The organism is bacterium (genome assembly GCA_040755755.1).
Lineage (GTDB): Bacteria > SZUA-182 > SZUA-182 > DTGQ01 > DTGQ01 > DTGQ01.
In genome coordinates this window covers 21070-40216 of record JBFLZW010000016.1, presented here as the reverse complement: position 1 = coordinate 40216, position 19147 = coordinate 21070, and the positions used below count along the sequence as shown (strand labels likewise).

Here is a 19147-nt window from a genome sequence, read left to right as displayed (position 1 = left end):
CCCCCCCCCGCCGCGACCTTGAAGCCGCACTCTCCTGCGGTTATTTATGCTCCGGCCTCTTTGAACAGGCGGGTTTCGAGCTCTTTGATGACCTTCTCATCGAAGAGCGTACAATCTCCATTCATGAGGAGAATGACACCTACGCCATCTTCGGGCCGGAAGAACATTTCTGAGGTTACTCCGATATCCGCGCCGTTGTGACCAAGCAGTTTCCAGCCGGCCAGCTCTTTGTAAAACCAGAGTATTCCCTGCCGGGGATCGACCGCAGGATTCTGCACCCTTCGCATCTCCTCAACGGTTTCTCTGTTGAGAATCCTGACTCCTTCAAGCTCGCCATAGTTGATAAACATGGTCAGGAAACGGGCAAGCTGGGGTGCGCTGGTTTTCAATAAACCATCAGGGTAGTCAGGATAGGCATAAAAGCCGTAGGGGTAGTATCGTCGGCGTAATCGGTCATAGCCGTAAGGCATGGCAATGTGATCGTTATCCAGGTCGGCGAGCCGCCAGGAAGTCTCTCTCATTCCCAGAGGCTGAAAAATTTTCCGGTTGCAGTAAGTATCAAATGGCATGCCGGTTGTTACCTCGACGAGATATGCGGCCAGGGCAGCGCCGATATTTGAGTAATGAAAGACTGTGCCGGGATTTTCGGCATAGAAATTCAACGCGGGATGGTAATTACGTCCCCCCGGAGTGAGGTAGCCTTTCAGGAACTCACCGAGGCTGATCGGAGAATCCCTGTTCCAGACATAAACTGAATCCATGGTATTTCCCTGATCACGAACAGTTCCGGTATGAGTCAGCAGCATACGGGGAGTAATCGGCTTTTCGGAGGCAAAGGGATTTTTTACTTTAAAGGGGAGGTAAGTATTAATATCTTCGTCAAGGTCAAATGCCCCCTCCTCCCAGGCTTTCATTGCCGCTACGGCCACGACGGTCTTTGAGACGCTGGCAACCTGAAAGAGTGTGTCACTGGTAACCGCCTGTCTGACAATCCGTGACCAGCCATAGGTCCCGGTCCAGACAATCTTGCCGCCCTTGACAATTACTGCCGAAAGCCCCGGGATATGCGCCCTGTCCAGCCTTCTCCTGATGTAATAATCAAGGTCAGTCTCTTCACGCAGGGCATCGGCTGATTCCGCTGCGGCCTGAGGCGGGGCAGACTCCTGAAGCCTGGCCGCATCCGCAAGGCCGGTGTTTCCATCCTTTTCACTTCCCCAGGTCAATCCCGGCACACTGATGAATACGAAAAACAGGAGCAGAGTTCCAATTACCCACTTACCCATTCCACCCATTCCTTCCGACATACGAGCTACCTCCTCTATTGAATTGGAACGACAAGGAAAATGTGTCCGGATTTTATCCGACCCGGATTGCTGAAGTCAAGTTATTTAACCGTACCAGATGAAATTGTCCAGCTTTTTTACCTCCCCTGGATAAGGCCGGGTCAGGATATTCCGCCTAGATTGGAAGGAATGGTAATATTCCTTTCCATTTCTTGACAAGAACATGGAAGAATGATATATATTTTAGATATACAATATGTTAAATATTGATAAGGAGGGGGGAGAGGCAGGGATAATTGAATTTTTCAGGTGCAGACAGCAGTTATAATCTTCGATAAATCATATTATTGGTTGTTGTTTCCAGTTTTAATCATTCTTCTTTAAAGTATAAAAATTCCAAGAAAAGGAGAATTCCAATGTCGAGAACTCTCGAAAGAAAAAATACACAAAGTGGTTTTACGCTTATCGAAATTATGGTTGTTCTGGTTATCCTGGGTGCCCTGGCCATTATTTCCGTTCCGGTTTATTCAAATTACGTCAACAGAGCTAAAATCAACGAGGCCATTTCCAATGTCGATGCACTGGCCAATGCTATCCGGATCTACAAAATGGAAAATGGAAGGTGGCCGACTAAAGATACTCTCACGAAAGATGATACCACAGGAGGCACCGTCAAGGTGGTTGATATTAATGAGACCTATTTCGATATTACCTGGAGTGTGCCGGCACCGACTGCTACTTTGATTATGAATATTACTCCAAAAACCACCTCCGGTCTCTCTGGCAATGGCCTCATCATCTATGAGATATCACCGGAATACAGGGGGACATGGAAACAAAATCCAGCTAATAACGGATTGCTGACCAAATATGCCCCATATCTTTTGAATACTGCATCGTAAGAAGCGGTTGGATGATTTTGCACTATTGACACTTGAATTCTCGGTGCAAGGGGATTTTTTTCTCTACTGACGGATTGCAGGTACTATGAGCTTATCAGACAGTCGGGGATTCAGCCTGATCGAGGTTATCGTTTCTGTTGTTTTTCTCCTGATTACCATTTCGGGGCTGCTGGCGAGCTATAACTACATGAGCTCACGGGCCGATAAAATGCGGTGGAAGCGAAGCGCCCTGCGGATAGTTCAACAGAAAGTTGAAGAATTCATGGCCAACCCGCAGAATGGTTATAGAGCGAATGAGGAGATAGATGTATCCATTACCCCTCTTTACAAGATCAGGAGTACGGTAACCGTGAAAGAAAACCCTGCTGATCAAACCCTTGAGTGGAGGATTACCTGGAACGAGAGGCAGGACATTTCAATCTCGCTCACGACGATTGCAGGAGAGTAAGGGTGCATATGTGCGCGCGGTTCTGTGCCCGACGACGATTCCAATTCCGGGCTGAGAGCGGAAGGCTGCTGCCGGAGGAGGGGCTGACCCTGGTTGAGCTGGTCGTCTCTCTGGTGGTTGTGGCCATCCTTCTGACGATGTGGGGGAAGTTTCTGATAGATTTTTATGCAAACCGCGAGGCGGTCAAGGTGGCGATAGAGTTGCAGGAGCAGGCTGAATTTGCCATGGACCATATGGTCTATGGTTTTATCGATCCGGCTGGATCCTCCGCAGAGGAGGCGCATCGAGAGGCAGGCATTATCTGGGCCTCGGATTGCAGACGTGACAGTGCCACGAAGCTCTCTTTTTTGGATCCATCCTCCTCCTCATGGATTGTGTATGAAGAGCGGGAAAAGAAACTCGTCAGGCATCCGGCTTCTTCCTCTTCCCCTGCCCGGGATTGGATAACCATTATCCCTTATCGTGACGGGTATCAGGAATATCGGAAAAGTCCTTATGAAGTAGCTGTTAATTTCGATGTTAGACCGGATAAGAGCGTGACAATTAAAGTGACCGTGACCAAGGATCGTCTATCCTCAGAGTTGAGTACAACGGTAACTCCGAGGAACTGGGCAAGGGAGTGAATAATTTTTTGGCTATTGCCTGGGTAGATAGGCTATAATAGAGAGCAAGGTGGATAAGAGTATGCGGTTTTTGATTCAGGTATTTATACCAGGTTTTTATTTCTTGTCAGCGAAATGAAGCATAAATTAACACTTTTGTTTAACAAAGTATATATTTAAAAATTTTATTGTAATTTTTCCATTGATTTATTGAACCTTTCATGGTAATATTTTTAGCAAGTGTGTTATAATCTGCGCAGGAACTTATGGAATATTATTCATTGCTTGGCCTTCAGAAAGAGCCTTTTTCCAATTCTCCAGACCCGGGATTTTTTTATTATTCGCCTGAATATCAGGAGTGCTTGCAGCGGCTTGAAATTTCCATTCGGCTCCGCCGGGGGCTGAACATTATCCTTGGAAACATTGGCACGGGAAAGACAACTATCAGCAGGATTCTGGTGAACATGTTCAAGAAGGAGAAAGACAGGTTTTTGTTTCACCTGATCCTCGACCCTTCTTTCCGCTCGGAATTCCAGTTTTTGTCCTGTCTGAACGACACCTTCGGTATCGCGGCCCGTGTCCGGTCAACGGTTGGATATAAGGAAGCCTTGCAGGATTATCTCTTTCAAAAGGGCGTTCACGAAGAGAAGATCATCGTTCTGCTCATTGACGAGGGGCAAAAATTGACCTCCCCTTATATTGAGATACTGCGAAATCTCTTGAATTTTGAGACAAACGAATATAAGCTGCTTCAGCTTATCATTCTTGCCCAGATGGAGTTTCTGGACATTGTGGCCGAGCATAAGAATTTCATGGACCGGGTAAATATCAGCTATACCATTAATCCGTTGTCCCTTGCGGAAACCAGAGATCTCATTCGGTACCGTCTTCAGAGAGCGGGACTGCCTCCAGAAAATACCCTGTTCGATGATGAAGCTATTCAATATATCCATCTCCAGACTCAAGGGTATCCCCGCAAGATTATCCAGTTCTGTCATCATGCTCTGGTCATGACGTTAATTCATGAAAAACGGATAGTTGATCTGGACATTGTGCAGGCTGTCCAGGAAAAGAGTATTTTTTCGGATGATGAACTTATCCGCTTTAAAAAAAATCTTCAGGGGCTTTCCCGGAGCTATGCCCAACTGCAATCGCATCTGCATTCCATCAATAAGGATTAAGTAGGGGTGAAAAAAGAAGACGAAATCGCGGCTACTAATAAGCTCTTACGGTTGATCAGAGGAGAAAAGGATCCGTCGGAGAGCACGCCCCCCCGGGATATTCCGAATGCCGGGAAGGATGGTGGCTCTGATGAAGAGTTACCGGAAAGATCCCCGATCCTGAAAAGTAACGAGTATGATGATTCCCCTGAACTTTCCGGGCCTTCGGCTCTGGAAGAGGAGGAAGAGTCTCGTTTCGCTGACGGACTCGCGGACAGTACTCACCCGGATTTCCCGGCTGATCCGAACCGGGGAGAAGGCATTCCCGATCGGCAGGAACCTCCTGATGTTTATACTCTTCAGGATACCCAGAGAAAGCGCAAGCCCCGATCGGAACGCACAGAAGAAGACGCTTCCGACAGCGTTTCCTCATTTCCGTCATCCCAGTCCCAGCAGTTTCTGTCGGCTGCGGCTCAGCCTGGGGAGGAGATTTACCGCAAGCAGGGGGAAATCAAGGGGAACAATAAATTCAGTCTCGGTCTGGACATCGGTTCCCGATACATTAAATACGTCCAGATACAGCGCAGGATGAATAAATGTCATCTTATTGCCTGGGGAATCATTAAAAATTCCCACCATACTCCCGGTGACTGGTCTTCGGTGGCCGGTACACTGAGGGGTCTTTTCGGCGGGAATTCACTTGCTCATTCCAGGATCATCAGTGCTGTTGGCGGATCGTCGGTCATTGTCCGGCATATCAAATTTCCTCCTCTCTCGAATAAAGAGATCGAGGAGTCGATCCGGTGGGAGGCGAAAAGTTATGTACCCTTCCCCCTGCGGGATGTCAATATCGATTATCAGATCCTCGGCAGGTCAACTAAAAACAAGCAAACCGATGTGCTGCTGGTGGCAGTGACCAAAAAACTTCTGCAGGACCATCTGGATATGCTGCAAAGTATTCAGATCAAGCCAAGCGTTATCGATATCAACTCTCTGGCCCTGGTCAATGCGTTTTCGGCCAATAATCCGGGCCGGGATGAACGGGCAGTGGTCCTTTTGGACATCGGTTCTTCAACCACGATCCTGAATATTTACAAAAAGGATGATCTCTACCTGACGAGAGACATCCCGATTGCCGGGGATGCCTTTACCCATGCCATCCAAAAGGAAAAACGACTCAGCTTCGAAGAGGCGGAAACGGCAAAACATGACAAAAAATTTGACCTGAATATCATCCGGCCTGTTTTGGACAACCTGACCAGGGAAATCAGACGGTCTCTTATTTATTACGATAATCAGACTTCACGCCGGGGGTTTGGCCGCATCGTTCTGACCGGTGGCAGCTCCCGGCTGTCCGGCCTGCTTGGCTACCTTTCGGAGGAGCTTGGACTGGCTGTGGAAATAGCCAATCCCTTTCAGGCGGTTCAGATCGATCCCAGGAAGTTTACGCAGCAGGATGAGCTGCAATTTTTTTCTCCGCAGATGGCGCTCGCTCTCGGGCTGGCAAGCAGGGTGGCCTAAATTATGAACAGTACATTCACGATAAATGTTTTGACCCCGGGACAGAGAAAGGTCCGATATGCAGAGGCCAACAAGGTGCTCTTTTTCCTTCTGCCGGTTGTCATCTGGGCTGTGCTGGCTTATGGCCTCTATGCAGGCATTTATTTACCCATCTGTCAGCAGATCCGGGAGCAGCAGACAACCCTTGGCGAGCTCAACCTTGAATTGACCCGGTTGAATTCCCAGCAGAGTAAACTTAAAAGCCAGCAGGATCTCTGCCTGGCCGCGTCCGGGGAGCGGATCGACTGGAGCGCAAAATTGGTATCCTTCAGCCTTCTGATTCCCGAAGACATCTGGATTACCAGGGTCCTTTTTGCCGAAGAGGAAAAATCTGCCGATAAGCTTCCTGCGCTTGAGATTTACGGGCAAACGGTTTCCCGGTCAAATCGCGAGTCTTTGGATAAAATAGCCATCTTTATCGAGGAAATGAATAAAGACGATTCTTTCCGTCAGGATTTTTCTCCGCTGGAATTCGTTTACTCGCAATTGCAGAACGAGCAGAAGAACATTGTGGATTTCAAGCTCTCCTCGTTAGCCAGGACAGCTCAAGTGCAGGGAGGAGATAAGCAGTAATATGGCCTATTCCATACCGAAAACATCGATGGTTATTACACTCGGAGGATGTCTGCTGATTGCCAGCCTGTTTTTTTACTTTCTCTACATGCCCAACCGAAGGGTTTTTGACCAGAACCTGGGCCAAATGGGAGAGATGGAGCAGAAAATTCAGGTTCAATCTATCGCCGCCAAAAAGCTCCAGCGGGAAATCGCCTCCTTCAATACCCATAATACCCAGGTAAATTATTTTAACCGGCTGCACATTCAAAAATCGGAGCAGGTTCCCTATCTCCTGAAAAGTCTGACTCAAGAGGCCAATGCCCTGGGTATCAAATTCCTCTCCATTGACCCCTTGCAGCCTGAGAACAAAAAATTTTACCAGAAACGTATCTTCAAAGTCGAGGCACGGGCAACCTATTCGCAGATGCTTCGCTTTTTAAACTGCATTGAGAATAAACTGAAGCTCAATATCGACAGGTTCGACCTCAGCCAAACCGAGCCAATAGTGACTGCCCAGAGTGATCTGGCCAGCCAGACCCGCCCTTCTGACCAGGTGACAGCCAAAATTCATATTAATACCCTGGAAATGGAAGATGAGCAGTTGAAGGATTTCGAAAACCTGGCTCAGGTGCGGGATTTTTATCTTGATCCGAACTCAAAGGGTACTGCGCCGGCTGCTCCCTCCCCGCAATTGGAAGAGACTGAGCAGGAAACCCTTATTGCCCAGGCCGCAGAGAATGATCCATTTCGTTCGGAATACCTTATGGCTTCATTGGGAGGCAGGCGGCGGGTAGACTATGACCGGCCTGTCCTGGTTGTTAAAAAAGATGACAAGGAACTGGTTGTCAACGCCATCATTGATTTCCAAAAAGAACGGCGCGCCATCCTTGGTCAGGACGTAGTCAGGAGTGGAGATACTCTGGAAAATGCACAAGTAGGCGACCGGAATGTAAGTATGAAGGTTCTCAGCATTGGAGAGAATACCGTAACCCTGGGAGACGGGCAGGAAAGATATACCCTGAAGCTCTCTCCCAATCCGGTCCAATTTAAATAGGAGAAGTGTATGAAATTTCAGAGGAGAGAATATTGGCTATGGATGCCGTTCCTCTTGGTCTTAGTGTGCAGCGGTCTTGTATCTGTCTTTGCCTTCAGCCCCAGTTGCCAGGCGGAAAGAAGAAAACCTTATGATTCCGATATTTCCGACCATGATTTCCCGTATGAGAACTGCTCCCTGAGAGCTGTCGATGCTGATGTCAGAAACGTATTGCGGGCCTTTGCCGACAGGTACCGGCTGAGCATCATCATGAGTGAAGATGTTCAGGGAAAGATCAGCATCATCGTTAATGATATCCCGGTCAAAGAGGCTTTTAAAAGCATCCTGAACTATGCCGACCTGGGGTTCATTAAAGAAGGGGACATTTACCGGATCAGGCCGCTCGAAAAGCTGCTCGCCCAGGAGACCTCGAATCAGAAAGTTGAGGAGCTTCGGACCGAGATCATCCCCCTGAAATACGCTAATGCAGAACGGCTGATACCCAATTTATCCAAGTTCAAGACCAACCTGCCTGAAACCGTTGTTGAGGCAGATAAGTGGACCAATTCAGTAGTTATCAAAGATACGGCCGAGAAAATCGAAGAGGTCAAAGCTCTTATCAGTAAACTGGATATCGCTGAACCGCTAAAAGATATCAAGGAAGTGACGCAATCTACCAAAATCGTCAAGCTTCGCTACATCAAGTGTCTGGATGTGGCCCAAATCAAGGCCCTCGAGGGAAAAGTCAGTGCTCATGAACCAACCAATTCGGTTATCATCACCGATCTGCCGGAAAACATTGGCCGGTTGACTTCAATTATTGAAGACCTGGATAAACCGGTCTGCCAGATCATGATCGATGCCAAGATCGTCGAGACAACCAAAAGCTACAGCAACAGCTTCGGCATACAGTGGGGAGGCCGTTCGCATTTCAGTCCTCCATCGGGAAAAACGATGCCGACCATATCTATCGGGGGCGCTATGGGAGGGAGCAATTTCGACGGCAGCTCTTCCAACTATGCGGTAAATGTGCCCACAACAACGAACGCCTACGGCGGGGTCGATCTCATGCTGGGCCACATCAAGGACAAGATGGCCCTGAACCTCCGGCTATCGGCCATGGAAGACAGCGGAAACGGGCGGATCATTTCTCAGCCGCGGATTATGGCCCTGGATAATACCCAGGCCACGATCAGCAGCGGTGAGATCATTCAACTGCCCCCTATACTGTATACCGGCACAACGATCGTGACTGGCGGTGCAAATCAGGAAAATAGTACCGCCACCGAAAAGGAGGCAAAAACCAAACTGGTTGTCACCCCGCATATTATTTCGGATAATCAGGTCCAGCTTACCATAAACATCAGTCGTGATACACCGGATTTCAGCCGCACAATCAACAATGTGCCGGTTATTTATACCCGCGAGGCGGAAACGGAGCTTATTCTCAGTAATGGCGAAACCGCTGTCATCGGCGGGCTGGCGATTACCGATACATCCCAGCAGCAGTCGGCCATCCCCTGGCTCAGTAAGATTCCTCTTATCGGGTGGTTATTCAAGGGAAAAACAAACCGGTCCCAATATGGAGAGCTGCTGGTTTTTATTACTCCTCATATTGTCCAGGCCCAACAGGCCAAAAATTAAAGCCCGAAACCCTAACAGCGGTCAGGGAGATATAAAAGGGATCTTGAGAAAGCTAGGAAATTCATATGCCGAAAGGATATCGTCAAGAATATGACCTCCTTGGAAACCTCCTGACCAAGGGAAATCTGATCACCAAAGGGCAACTGGAAGAGGCCTATCGGAAGCATAAACACACCGGCGAGCGGCTGGGTGACATCCTGCTGAACATGGGATTGATTTCCGAAGAGGACCTTCTGAAAACCCTGGCTAAACAACTGCATATCGATTATATCGATCGGGAGGGACTCAGCCACATAAGCCAGGCACATGCCCAACTGATCCCGGAATCAATGGCCCGGAAGTATCTTGCCTTCCCTCTTTCCATTGACGAAGACGGTCTTACGGTGGCCATGTCAGACCCCTTCGATCTTCTGGCCATTGATAATATCCAAAAAGTCACTCAGCGGGAAATCAAGCCGGTAATCGCCTCCAAACGGGATATCGAGGATTCGATCAATCTTCTCTACAAAAAGCGGGAAGAGGCCCAACTGCTGGAGGTTCTGGAAGACCTTCATGCTCAGCACCTCGAAGTTCAGGAACGCAAGGAAGAAGAAAAGATCGACCTTGAATCTTTGCGGCAGCAGGTCGAGGATGCTCCGGTTGTCAAGCTGGTCGATTATGTCATCAGCAATGCCATTTCCAAAAGAGCCAGTGATATCCACGTCGAACCGACAGAAAAAGAACTGCTCATCCGCTACCGGATAGATGGGGTTTTGCATAAGATACTCTCGCCATCCAAGCAACTGCAATCAGCCATTGTCTGCCGCATTAAGATCTTATCCAATCTGGACATAGCCGAGCGACGACTCCCCCAGGATGGAAGGTTCACGGTCAAATTCGGCAGCCGGGAGATTGACCTTCGGGTATCGAGCATTCCGACGATTTTTGGTGAGAAGATCGTCTTGCGACTGCTGGAAAAAAGTTCCTTCAACTTTCGTCTGGAAGAGCTGGGCATGGATAATCATCAACTGAAAATCTTCCGGCACCACATGTACTTACCCTATGGGATGATTCTTCTGACCGGCCCTACGGGAAGTGGAAAATCGACCACGCTCTATTCTATTCTCTCCCGGATCCGGTCTCCGGAGAAAAATATTATTACGATCGAAGATCCGGTGGAATACCAGATCGAGGGCATCAATCAGATCCAGGCAAATTTCAAGATCGGCCTTTCTTTCGCGCAAGGGTTACGGTCGATTCTGCGCCAGGATCCCGATGTGATTATGGTCGGAGAGATTCGCGATCAGGAGACCGCGGAGATCTCGATCCGCTCTGCCCTGACCGGGCATCTGGTCTTCAGCACGCTCCACACCAATGATGCGGTCGGAACCCTTATCAGGTTGATTAATATGGGCATTGAACCTTTTCTGGTCTGTAATTCCCTGTCCCTGGCTGTGGCTCAGAGACTGGTACGCCGTATCTGCAGTCATTGCAAGGAAGCCTATACTCCCAGCGAAACTCTGATCGAAAGCCTCGGCTTGCAGCCGGACCGCAATGAAAGTGTTGTCTTCTACCGTGGCCGGGGTTGTGAGAAATGCAATAATACGGGATACTTTGGCCGGATTGGCATATTTGAGCTTCTGGTCGTCAATCAATCGATCCGGAATATGGTCTTACAGAACGCCCTGCCCGATATCATTAAACGAAAGGCTATCGAAAACGGAATGACAACCCTGCTCGAAAGCGGTCTCCATAAAGTCATTCAGGGAATTACCTCGATTGAGGAAATCCTCAAGACCTGCATGGAGGAAGATTAATAATCTATGCCTGTTTTTCAATATAAAGCCAGGCGGTTTGATGGGAAAACCATAGCCGGTGTGATCGAGCTGGACAGTGAAATGACGCTCATCGACCGGCTTCACCGCAAGAACGCTGTTTTGCTGTCAGCCACCCAGGTGGAGGAGGGCAGGCAGGCCAAAATTCCTCAGCCCGGATTGAGAGATAAGCTCCAGACCAAATTGAAAAAGACCTTCAACTCTATCTCCTCCAATGAGATTTTACTCTTTACTCACCAGATGGCCGCCATGTTCGGGGCTGGAGTCCCCCTCTCCCGCTGCCTTGAATCCTTAGGCAAGGATTTAAAAAACAAAAAATTCCGGGATATCATTTCCGAAATCCACCGGGATATCGAAAGCGGGGATGATCTATCCGAGGCTATGGCCAAGCATCCTCATGTTTTCAGCAAGCTCTACATAAATATGATTCATGCCGGTGAATCGAGCGGAACATTGTCAACCATTCTCAGCCAGCTCTCCTTTTACCAGGAAACGGCCATGGAGGTGCGGGGCAAGCTCAAGGCTGCCCTGGCCTATCCCGTTGCCTTGATCTCTTTCACCCTGGTAGTCGTCCTCACCCTGCTGTTATTCATCATTCCCCAGTTCAACCAGATTTATACCCGGCTGAATACCCCCTTGCCGCTGCCGACAAAAATTTTAATGAATATCAGTACGACCATCAAGTATGGATATCACTGGTATCTGATCGGTTTCTTCAGCCTGTGGGCAGTATGGGGGCTTATCCTCCAGACATCATGGGGAAGAAATACCTGGGACAGAATGAAGCTGCGAATTCCCATTATCGGGCCTATTCAGGTCAAAGGCATTTTTACCCAGTTTTCCAGAACCCTTTCCATTCTCTTGAAAAGCGGTTTGCCCATTATTCAGTCACTCCGGATTATCAGTGAGTCAACCCCCAATTCCTATATCAAGAAAAAAGTCGAGGAATGCTCGGTCAAAATCCAGAAAGGGGCCACTATCTCCGAGGCCTTCAGCGAAGGGAAAGTTTTTCCTGAGCTTATGCTGCAAATGATTTCATCGGGGGAGGAATCAGGAACCCTGTTCGCCATGCTTTCCAAGGTGGCCGACTTCTATCAGCAACAGGTAAATACCACCGTGGCAACGCTTACCTCCATTATCGAACCGGTGCTCATCATCGTCATGGGCCTGATTATCGGCTCAATTGCCATATCCGTCTTTCTGCCGATCTTCAAAATGGGAGGAGCGTTCCACTAAGGGGAAATTACCCCTAACCCGGAAGGGTCATACCCCCTTCTGACCAGAATGGAAGGACGCCGGTTTATCAGCTTATGGTGGAAATTCGTAAGTATCCAATCAAATCCAAGAAATTAAGCTTAAAGGTAGTTATCTTCACTTCCGATACGAAAATTATCGGGATTATTCATATTCCAGGAGGAAGACTGACTGATTTTCTCAACAGCAAGGGAAATGCAGAAAGTGAGCTGTTTATTCCGATAACCGATGCTTCGATCTACCCGAAGGATTCGGACAACATGCTGTATTTCGCAAAGTTTTTAAGCATCAACCGGGAGCAGATTACCTTTATTTTCCCCCTGGATGATGACTCCGAAGTGGCGATGGAATAGGCAAAAGCTATTCTATTGCCCCATAGACATAACATTTTTAAACTGAGGAGGCGCTGCTGGCTCGAAAAATGGTGGACAGAATTACTTCTACTCACATCAATCTCACCCATGAAAAGGAGGTTGCACCTATGGCCGGGCAAAGGAAAAGTTTATCATGGTTGTTCATTAGCTTTCTTTCTGTTTTTTCTGCCATAGCGGTCTACTCACCTCTGACAGCGGCAGAACAGGCTCCGTCAGTGTACATCGTTAAAGAGGGCGACACTCTCTGGGATATTTCGAACCGCTATTTTGCTGATCCTTCCACCTGGCCTGCCCTTTGGGGAAAGAATAAACATATCAAAGATCCGCAATGGATCTATCCCGGGCAGCCCCTGCTGCTCAAAGAAAAGAGCCCGGTCCCTGACAATCCGGCCCGCTCCGGGCATCCGGCCCGGGCAGTCAAGATTTCTTCACCGCAGCCTGCCGAATTACCACCGGCAGCCGGATTACAAGCCGCAGCACCGGCTCCCGAATACCTGATCAATCGTGATCAGATAGATTCCTGTGGCTACATTCTTTCCAGGGCAGAGCTTGCGGCCAAGGAAAAGCAGGAGCAGTGGGGATCGATTATTGATGCCAAGGAAACCAAAATCAGCTACAGCTACCCGGACCTTATCTACATTAACAGGGGGAAAAGCCAGGTTTCACCAGGAGCACAGTTTACCGTGTTCCGGCCTCATGATCAGGATATGATTCTCCATCCGGAGACCGGCCTTGAGATAGGCTATCAGATTCAGATTCTTGGAGTCATTGAGGTGAAGGAGGTCTTTGAGCGGACTGCTCTGGCTCAGATTATCCGCTCTTTTTCCGAAATACATCTGAATGACAGAATCAGAACCTATCAGCGAATTCCCCTGCCCGCCCGGAACGAACCCAAGGAGAAAATCCAGGGAATCGTCATTGCCGGTGAGGATGGACGTATCAACCTGGCCACGTATAATATCGTCTTCCTCGACCAGGGCAAAAAGCAGCATATCCAGGCCGGGGATTGCTTTTCCATTTACCGCAGGGATTCGATCATCGATGAGAATTTTCAGAGCAGTGAACAGCGGTCTGAAACCGTCAATGATATAGTTGGCGAATTAATGGTTCTCAAGGCAGAAGATGATACCAGCACAGCCTTGATCACGAAAAGTAAGGACGCAATTACGGTTGGCACCCGGTTTTCAACCTTGCCTTGATTGAGGCCAGTGTGATCAGTGGTCAGTAAAAGACAATGCAGTCAGGGATCAGGAGCCGGAAGGTTTGCTTATTCAGGATATTGGCTTCTGATCCCGGTTTTTTCGCTGCTCTTTATCTCCTCCTCTTTGAGTGAGCCGGATAATTTGCTCATTTTTTTCCAGACCCTGATGAATACATTAACAATTGCAGGATCAAACTGGGTACCGGCACACTTTCGAAGCTCCTGGAGCGCCTCCTCAGCTCCCTGAGCCTGGCGGTAGGGTCGATCGGAAGTCATGGCGTCAAAAGCATCGGCCACAGCGAGAATCCGGGTTTCGATTGAAACCTGACTGGGACCAAGGCCATCAGGATATCCTCGCCCATCATACCGTTCGTGGTGGTGCTTGATTCCCTCCCTGACCTCTTTCAGAAAGCCGATGTGATCGATGATCTTGCTGCCGATCCGCGAATGCTCCCGAACCAGGGCCACTTCATCAGGGGACAGGGTCATATCTTTGTGAAGAATATTCAAGCTGACCCCGATCTTGCCTACATCATGCAGGATGCTGGCATGCCGCAGGACTTCCAGGCTTTTTTCCGGCAATCCGAGCTCTTTGGCAATCAGCAGGCTTAATTCCGTGACCCGCTCCGAATGTCCGAAGGTATAAGGATCCTTGGCTTCGATGGCATTTACCAGAGCCCGGATGGTGTCAAAATAGCTTTTCTTCAAGTCGTTGTATAAGTTGAAATTTTCAACAGCCACCGCAGCTTCGTTGGCAATGGTGGTGAGCAGTTCCAGATCGTCAAGGGTAAAGGGAGTGTTCGATTGTTTATCGATCATGCCGATGACTCCCATAATCTGGTCCTTGGTGTAGAGAGGGACATAGAGGACAGACCGCGGCATATGGTTCCGGATTTCTTCGATATGGAACCTGGTATCCTGCGAAAAATTGGGGATTAATACAGCCTTTCCGGTATTGAAAACATGCTGGGCAATCTTCTGGTTCAATATATCCTCTCCGTGATTGATGTCAGGGCGCAGGGTATGGGTTGCTTTCAATTGCTTCAGGTCACGATCAAAGATCGACAGGTAGCCTGAAGCCCCATTCAGGATATTACCGGTCATCTTGAGAACGGAGCTCAGCAATTGATTAATGTCGATGACGGATCCGATTTCCTTGGCGATATTATTCAAGGTGGTGAGAATATCGATTGTTCTTTCGAGCTGGATGTTTTTCTCCTCGATCTGCCGTTTGTATTTGAGCTCCTCCTCCGCTCTGACCAGGGCCTGTTCACGTCGCAGGTCCCGCTCATGCAGCTCGCTGATCTCCGAGACCATATAATTGAACGTATGGCCCAGCTTCCCGAGCTCATCCGTAGTGTCCAGAAGAACGCGGGCATCCCAGTTGCCCCGCCGGACAATATTCATCACCTCCATCAGCGAGTGGACCGGCCTGGCAACCAGTTTCGAAAGCAGGAAGTATACGGAGATGCCGATCAGGAAAAGGGTTACCACGGCTGAAAGGATAATGAAAAACCGGCTGGCCATCAAAGGGACCTTCATCCAGGCAATCGATACCTGGACATGGAGAATGCCCATAATTTCGTTTCCACGGCTGTGACAGGTATAGCAACTGCTTTTCCCGGTAATCGGCTTCAGCATGGAAATTCTGGTATAGTCCGGGTCGATCTCGATCAGCTCATTTTTCCCCTGGCTGATGAAGGATAAATCCACATTTGGCAGGTAATTGTTTACTTCAGTGACATCACCGGAGGCAACAATCTGTTTTTGGTTATTGAGGATCCGGATGGCCTGCATATCGACCTCATTGGCGATATTGATCAGTAAATCCCTGACATCCTCATGCTTTCCGATCAGCATGGAATGGACAATGCTGTTCTCAAGGGTTTGAGCGAGCAGCAGGATACGCTTTTGGGCTCCATCCAGAAAGTACCCTGTTTGCGTTACCAGGCTGATATAGGTGGATATGCCTATCCAGACAGCGACAACCAGAATGGTGGAAAGAATGATCTTGAATTGAAGCCGCTGGCGGGGGCGGTGAAGGAGATAATCAGCTAGGAACCGTGAAACCCTTACCATGCAGTTAAAGACCTCATATTTGTGTTGAGAAATCAGGAGTCAGGAGTCAGAATTCAGAATTCAGAATAAATACTCTTTTCTCCTGACTCTCGGTTTTTATCTGCTCTCTACTGATCACTGACCACTGGCCACTGACCACTGCTTTAACACAACCAGCATCTTACCCAGTGGTCCTTTTCCTTCTCAAGTAATTCAGGGTTTCCCTCCTGGCATTGTTTCTGCGCTCGGGGGCAGCGCGGGTAAAACCGGCATCCCGGCGGGAGGTTGATCGGCGAGGGGACATCCCCGGTTAAGGGAGCCTGTCTGCCCCGCTGGGAGGGGTCGGTTACCGGATTGGAAGAAAGGAGGGCATGGGTATACGGGTGAGCAGCGTTTTTCACCAGCTCGTGAGCAGGAAGCTGCTCCACAATTTGCCCCAGATACATAATGGCGATTTTATGGGAAATATGCTCGACTACAGCCAGATTATGAGCAATAAAAAGATACGAAAGATGTAATTCCTCCTGCAACTGCTGGAGCAGGTTAATGATTTGAGCCTGTATGGAAACGTCCAGAGCAGATACTGCCTCATCGCAGACGATAAATTCAGGATTCAAAGCCAGAGCACGGGCGATACCGACCCTCTGGCGCTGTCCTCCGGAAAATTCGTGGGGGTAGCGGTTGAGGTAGGAAGGCGATAAGCCAACTCGGGAAAACAGGTTTTCAACTATTGCCTTTCGTTCGGTGCCGCTGGCAAGGCCATGAGCGGTCAGTGCTTCGCCGACAATGTTGCCCACTGTCAACCGTGGATTGAGCGAGGAGTAGGGATCCTGGAAAATGATCTGCATTTTCTGCCGCAATTTCCGGAGAGGTTCCCCCTTGATCGAGTACAGAGGGGTCCCTTTGAATACGACCTCTCCCGAAGTCGGTTCCATAAGCCTTAGGATTACCCGGCCAGCCGTGGTTTTTCCGCAGCCTGATTCACCGACAAGCCCCAGGGTCTCGCCGTGGTTAATGGTGAAGGACAGGCCATCGACAGCCTTGACAAATGCCCTGGTTTTGCTCCAGAGTCCCTGGCGTACGGGGAAGTACTTTCGCAGGTCTTTAACTTTCAGTATGCTCTCGGAAGAGGGAGCATCCGCATGTCCTCTCTCCGGTACCGGCTTTTGCCTGTCCTGAACCTGGACCGGGGAGGAGACAGGGGTTTTCCCCTTGCCGTTCGGCAGCGGGGATTTGCCTTTTGGCTGGCCGCTGCCAGAGCCGTTTACTCGCCAGCAGGCCACCCATCGCTGGGTGTCGGCCTGCTCCAGAGCCGGCTCCTCTTCCCGGCATCTTTGATCGGCGAAGGAGCACCGGGGCCAGAATTTGCATCCTGATGGGAAATTCAAGGGGTTTGGCACCTGGCCCTGAATGGCCTCAAGAATCCGCCCCTTTCCCCCCAAGCGGGGCAGCGAATGGAAAAGGCCAAGGGTATAAGGATGGAGGGGCTGGCGGAACAATTCCTCAACATCGGCCTTTTCCACTACCTTGGAGGCGTACATGACCACCACCTGATGCGCCATCTCGGCGATGATGCCAAGGTCATGAGTGATCAGCAGGATCGACATGCCCATTTCCTGCTGCAACTGGTAAAGAAGATTGATGATCTGAGCCTGCATGGTCACATCGAGGGCTGTCGTGGGTTCATCGGCGATCAATACCTGCGGATTGCAGGCAATGGCCATGCCGATCATGGCCCGCTGCTTCATTCCCCCTGACATCTGGTGGGGATATTCATCGATGCGAATGTGCGGTGAGGGAATACCGACCTTGGACAGAAGCTCGAGGGCGTGCTCTCTGGCCTCAGCCTGGCTATAATTTCTGTGGGTAATAAGAGTCTCCATGATCTGATCTCCAATCCGGAAAACCGGATTCAAAGAGGTCATGGGCTCCTGAAAGATCATGCCGATATTATTACCCCGGATTTTCTGCATTGCCTGCTCAGGCAGGTCCAGAAGATCATCTCCCCGGAATATCACCTGTCCCCCGGCAATCCTTCCTCCCGGGGGCTTGATCAGGCGCATGATCGATAGTGAAGTTACAGTTTTTCCGCAGCCTGATTCTCCGATAATGCCCAGGGTCTCTCCCCGGGACAGGGTCAGGCTGATCCCGTCTACGGCTTTGACATCACCCAGAGAGGTGCGAAAATAGGTTTTCAGGTCTTTAATTTCCAGAAAAGTTTCTTTATGTTGGGACATATTCTATCGCTTTACGTGTTGCTGAGTATTTCGCTCTCATTACCGCTCTCGCAGCCTGGGATTCAATGCCTCGCGCAATCCCTCCCCGAACAGATTAAACGCCAGTACCGTAACCAGAATGGCGGTGCCGGAAGCAAGAAACAGCCAGGGAGCATCAAAGATGAATTCCTTCCCATCGGACAGGATATTGCCCCAGGAGGCTGCCGGTGGGGGAACGCCAAAACCCAGGAAGCTTAAGCTTGATTCAGTCAGAATGGCGCTGGCCACGTCAATGGTTGCGGTAACCAGGACCGGCGCTATGGCATTGGGTACCATATGGACAAACATGATCTTCGGCTTTGAAAGGCCAAGGGCCTCGGCAGCGACCACGAAGTCCTGTTTCTTGAGGGCCAGAAATTCGGCCCGGACAAACCGGGCGATCCCCGGCCAACTGGTCAGTCCGATGACAATCATAATGTTCCAGATGCTGGGCGGCAAAAGGGCTACTATGGTCAGAATCAGGAAGAACGATGGGAAGCAGAGCATGATGTCAACCGCCCGCATGATGATCGAATCGACAGTATTTCCATAATAACCGGCCAGGGCCCCCAGAATGATGCCTAATACAACGGCAATGCCCACCGAGATAAAACCTACCAGCAGGGAGACATGGGCTCCCTGGAGCATACGGGCCAGAACATCCCGGCCAAGCTTATCGGTACCTAAAAGATAGATGCCGAACACCGGACGGTCCTCCGGTGCCAGAATAGCCTCGTTGGCCCTGCCCAGAGGAGGCTTCAGGGTATCGACCAGCCTGACCTTCTCCGGATCCATGATCGGATTGCGTCCCATGGTCAGGATAATGCCAGCCGCAGCAATGATGAAAAACACTGTTAAAAGGACAAGCCCCCACAGGGCCAGAGGATTGCTCTTCAGTTGCCTCCAAAGGCTGCTCAGGCCGCTCACCTGGGGGAGCGGCAGCTCATGCTCTTCCCGTGCCGGGAGGTTTTGAGCTGGATCATTCCTTACCATGGATTATCTCT

At 49.7% G+C, this 19147-nt stretch carries 16 protein-coding genes; 12 read left to right on the top strand and 4 right to left on the bottom strand.

Features of this window, described 5'->3' with window-relative positions; all coding sequences use genetic code 11:
• Positions 1–44: 44 nt before the first annotated feature.
• On the bottom strand, positions 45–1304 hold the full coding sequence (locus tag AB1611_05515; GenBank protein ID MEW6379048.1) for a serine hydrolase domain-containing protein: 1260 nt from the start codon (positions 1302–1304) through the stop codon (positions 45–47).
• A gap of 395 nt (positions 1305–1699) precedes the next feature.
• On the opposite strand from AB1611_05515, the gene AB1611_05510 reads away from it, so the two are divergent.
• The 12 genes from AB1611_05510 to AB1611_05455 all read left to right on the top strand — a co-directional run bounded on the left by AB1611_05510 (position 1700) and on the right by AB1611_05455 (position 13828).
• A complete protein-coding gene (locus tag AB1611_05510; protein MEW6379047.1) occupies positions 1700–2185 on the top strand; it encodes a prepilin-type N-terminal cleavage/methylation domain-containing protein in 486 nt (161 codons plus the stop codon).
• Between the two features lie 85 nt (positions 2186–2270).
• Positions 2271–2633, top strand: coding sequence for a hypothetical protein (locus tag AB1611_05505; GenBank protein ID MEW6379046.1), 363 nt, complete (start codon positions 2271–2273; stop codon positions 2631–2633).
• Positions 2634–2641: 8 nt separating this feature from the next.
• On the top strand, positions 2642–3256 hold the full coding sequence (locus AB1611_05500) for a prepilin-type N-terminal cleavage/methylation domain-containing protein (GenBank protein ID MEW6379045.1): 615 nt from the start codon (positions 2642–2644) through the stop codon (positions 3254–3256).
• A 245-nt stretch (positions 3257–3501) separates the two neighbouring features.
• A complete protein-coding gene (locus AB1611_05495) occupies positions 3502–4416 on the top strand; it encodes an AAA family ATPase (GenBank protein ID MEW6379044.1) in 915 nt (304 codons plus the stop codon).
• A 6-nt stretch (positions 4417–4422) separates the two neighbouring features.
• Entirely contained in the window at positions 4423–5916 is a 1494-nt protein-coding gene (gene pilM / locus AB1611_05490) for a type IV pilus assembly protein PilM (protein ID MEW6379043.1), read from the top strand.
• A 3-nt stretch (positions 5917–5919) separates the two neighbouring features.
• A complete protein-coding gene (locus AB1611_05485; protein MEW6379042.1) occupies positions 5920–6528 on the top strand; it encodes a hypothetical protein in 609 nt (202 codons plus the stop codon).
• A 1-nt stretch (position 6529) separates the two neighbouring features.
• Positions 6530–7564, top strand: a complete 1035-nt coding sequence (pilO, locus tag AB1611_05480; protein ID MEW6379041.1) for a type 4a pilus biogenesis protein PilO — start codon at positions 6530–6532, stop codon at positions 7562–7564.
• 9 nt (positions 7565–7573) lie between these two features.
• On the top strand, positions 7574–9187 hold the full coding sequence (locus AB1611_05475) for a secretin N-terminal domain-containing protein (GenBank protein MEW6379040.1): 1614 nt from the start codon (positions 7574–7576) through the stop codon (positions 9185–9187).
• Positions 9188–9252: 65 nt separating this feature from the next.
• The gene (gspE, locus tag AB1611_05470; GenBank protein MEW6379039.1) at positions 9253–10983 is read left to right on the top strand and encodes a type II secretion system ATPase GspE; all 1731 of its coding nucleotides are present in this window, start codon (positions 9253–9255) and stop codon (positions 10981–10983) included.
• Between the two features lie 6 nt (positions 10984–10989).
• The gene (locus AB1611_05465; GenBank protein MEW6379038.1) at positions 10990–12237 is read left to right on the top strand and encodes a type II secretion system F family protein; all 1248 of its coding nucleotides are present in this window, start codon (positions 10990–10992) and stop codon (positions 12235–12237) included.
• 74 nt (positions 12238–12311) lie between these two features.
• Positions 12312–12608 (top strand): hypothetical protein, encoded by a 297-nt coding sequence (locus tag AB1611_05460; protein ID MEW6379037.1) that lies wholly within the window; start codon positions 12312–12314, stop codon positions 12606–12608.
• 128 nt (positions 12609–12736) lie between these two features.
• Positions 12737–13828 carry a LysM peptidoglycan-binding domain-containing protein gene (locus AB1611_05455; GenBank protein MEW6379036.1) on the top strand — a complete coding sequence of 364 codons (1092 nt, stop codon included), beginning with the start codon at positions 12737–12739 and terminating at the stop codon, positions 13826–13828.
• 68 nt (positions 13829–13896) lie between these two features.
• Here AB1611_05455 and AB1611_05450 read toward each other — a convergent pair whose 3' ends face one another.
• From AB1611_05450 to AB1611_05440, 3 genes are all read right to left on the bottom strand, one after another.
• Positions 13897–15909 carry an HD domain-containing phosphohydrolase gene (locus tag AB1611_05450; GenBank protein MEW6379035.1) on the bottom strand — a complete coding sequence of 671 codons (2013 nt, stop codon included), beginning with the start codon at positions 15907–15909 and terminating at the stop codon, positions 13897–13899.
• A gap of 143 nt (positions 15910–16052) precedes the next feature.
• Positions 16053–18125, bottom strand: coding sequence for an ABC transporter ATP-binding protein (locus AB1611_05445; GenBank protein MEW6379034.1), 2073 nt, complete (start codon positions 18123–18125; stop codon positions 16053–16055).
• A gap of 39 nt (positions 18126–18164) precedes the next feature.
• Positions 18165–19136: an ABC transporter permease gene (locus AB1611_05440; GenBank protein MEW6379033.1), complete on the bottom strand. Its 972-nt coding sequence runs from the start codon at positions 19134–19136 to the stop codon at positions 18165–18167.
• Positions 19137–19147: the final 11 nt, after the last annotated feature.

Coding starts and splice junctions, on each gene's coding strand:
- AB1611_05450 (MEW6379035.1), bottom strand. CDS start 15,909: ATGGTAAGGGTTTCACGGTTCCTAGCTGATTATCTCCTTCACCGCCCC.
- AB1611_05460 (MEW6379037.1), top strand. CDS start 12,312: ATGGTGGAAATTCGTAAGTATCCAATCAAATCCAAGAAATTAAGCTTA.
- AB1611_05515 (MEW6379048.1), bottom strand. CDS start 1,304: ATGTCGGAAGGAATGGGTGGAATGGGTAAGTGGGTAATTGGAACTCTG.
- pilO (MEW6379041.1), top strand. CDS start 6,530: ATGGCCTATTCCATACCGAAAACATCGATGGTTATTACACTCGGAGGA.
- AB1611_05455 (MEW6379036.1), top strand. CDS start 12,737: ATGGCCGGGCAAAGGAAAAGTTTATCATGGTTGTTCATTAGCTTTCTT.
- AB1611_05475 (MEW6379040.1), top strand. CDS start 7,574: ATGAAATTTCAGAGGAGAGAATATTGGCTATGGATGCCGTTCCTCTTG.
- AB1611_05465 (MEW6379038.1), top strand. CDS start 10,990: ATGCCTGTTTTTCAATATAAAGCCAGGCGGTTTGATGGGAAAACCATA.
- AB1611_05510 (MEW6379047.1), top strand. CDS start 1,700: ATGTCGAGAACTCTCGAAAGAAAAAATACACAAAGTGGTTTTACGCTT.
- AB1611_05440 (MEW6379033.1), bottom strand. CDS start 19,136: ATGGTAAGGAATGATCCAGCTCAAAACCTCCCGGCACGGGAAGAGCAT.
- AB1611_05505 (MEW6379046.1), top strand. CDS start 2,271: ATGAGCTTATCAGACAGTCGGGGATTCAGCCTGATCGAGGTTATCGTT.
- gspE (MEW6379039.1), top strand. CDS start 9,253: ATGCCGAAAGGATATCGTCAAGAATATGACCTCCTTGGAAACCTCCTG.
- AB1611_05500 (MEW6379045.1), top strand. CDS start 2,642: ATGTGCGCGCGGTTCTGTGCCCGACGACGATTCCAATTCCGGGCTGAG.
- AB1611_05495 (MEW6379044.1), top strand. CDS start 3,502: ATGGAATATTATTCATTGCTTGGCCTTCAGAAAGAGCCTTTTTCCAAT.
- AB1611_05485 (MEW6379042.1), top strand. CDS start 5,920: ATGAACAGTACATTCACGATAAATGTTTTGACCCCGGGACAGAGAAAG.
- AB1611_05445 (MEW6379034.1), bottom strand. CDS start 18,125: ATGTCCCAACATAAAGAAACTTTTCTGGAAATTAAAGACCTGAAAACC.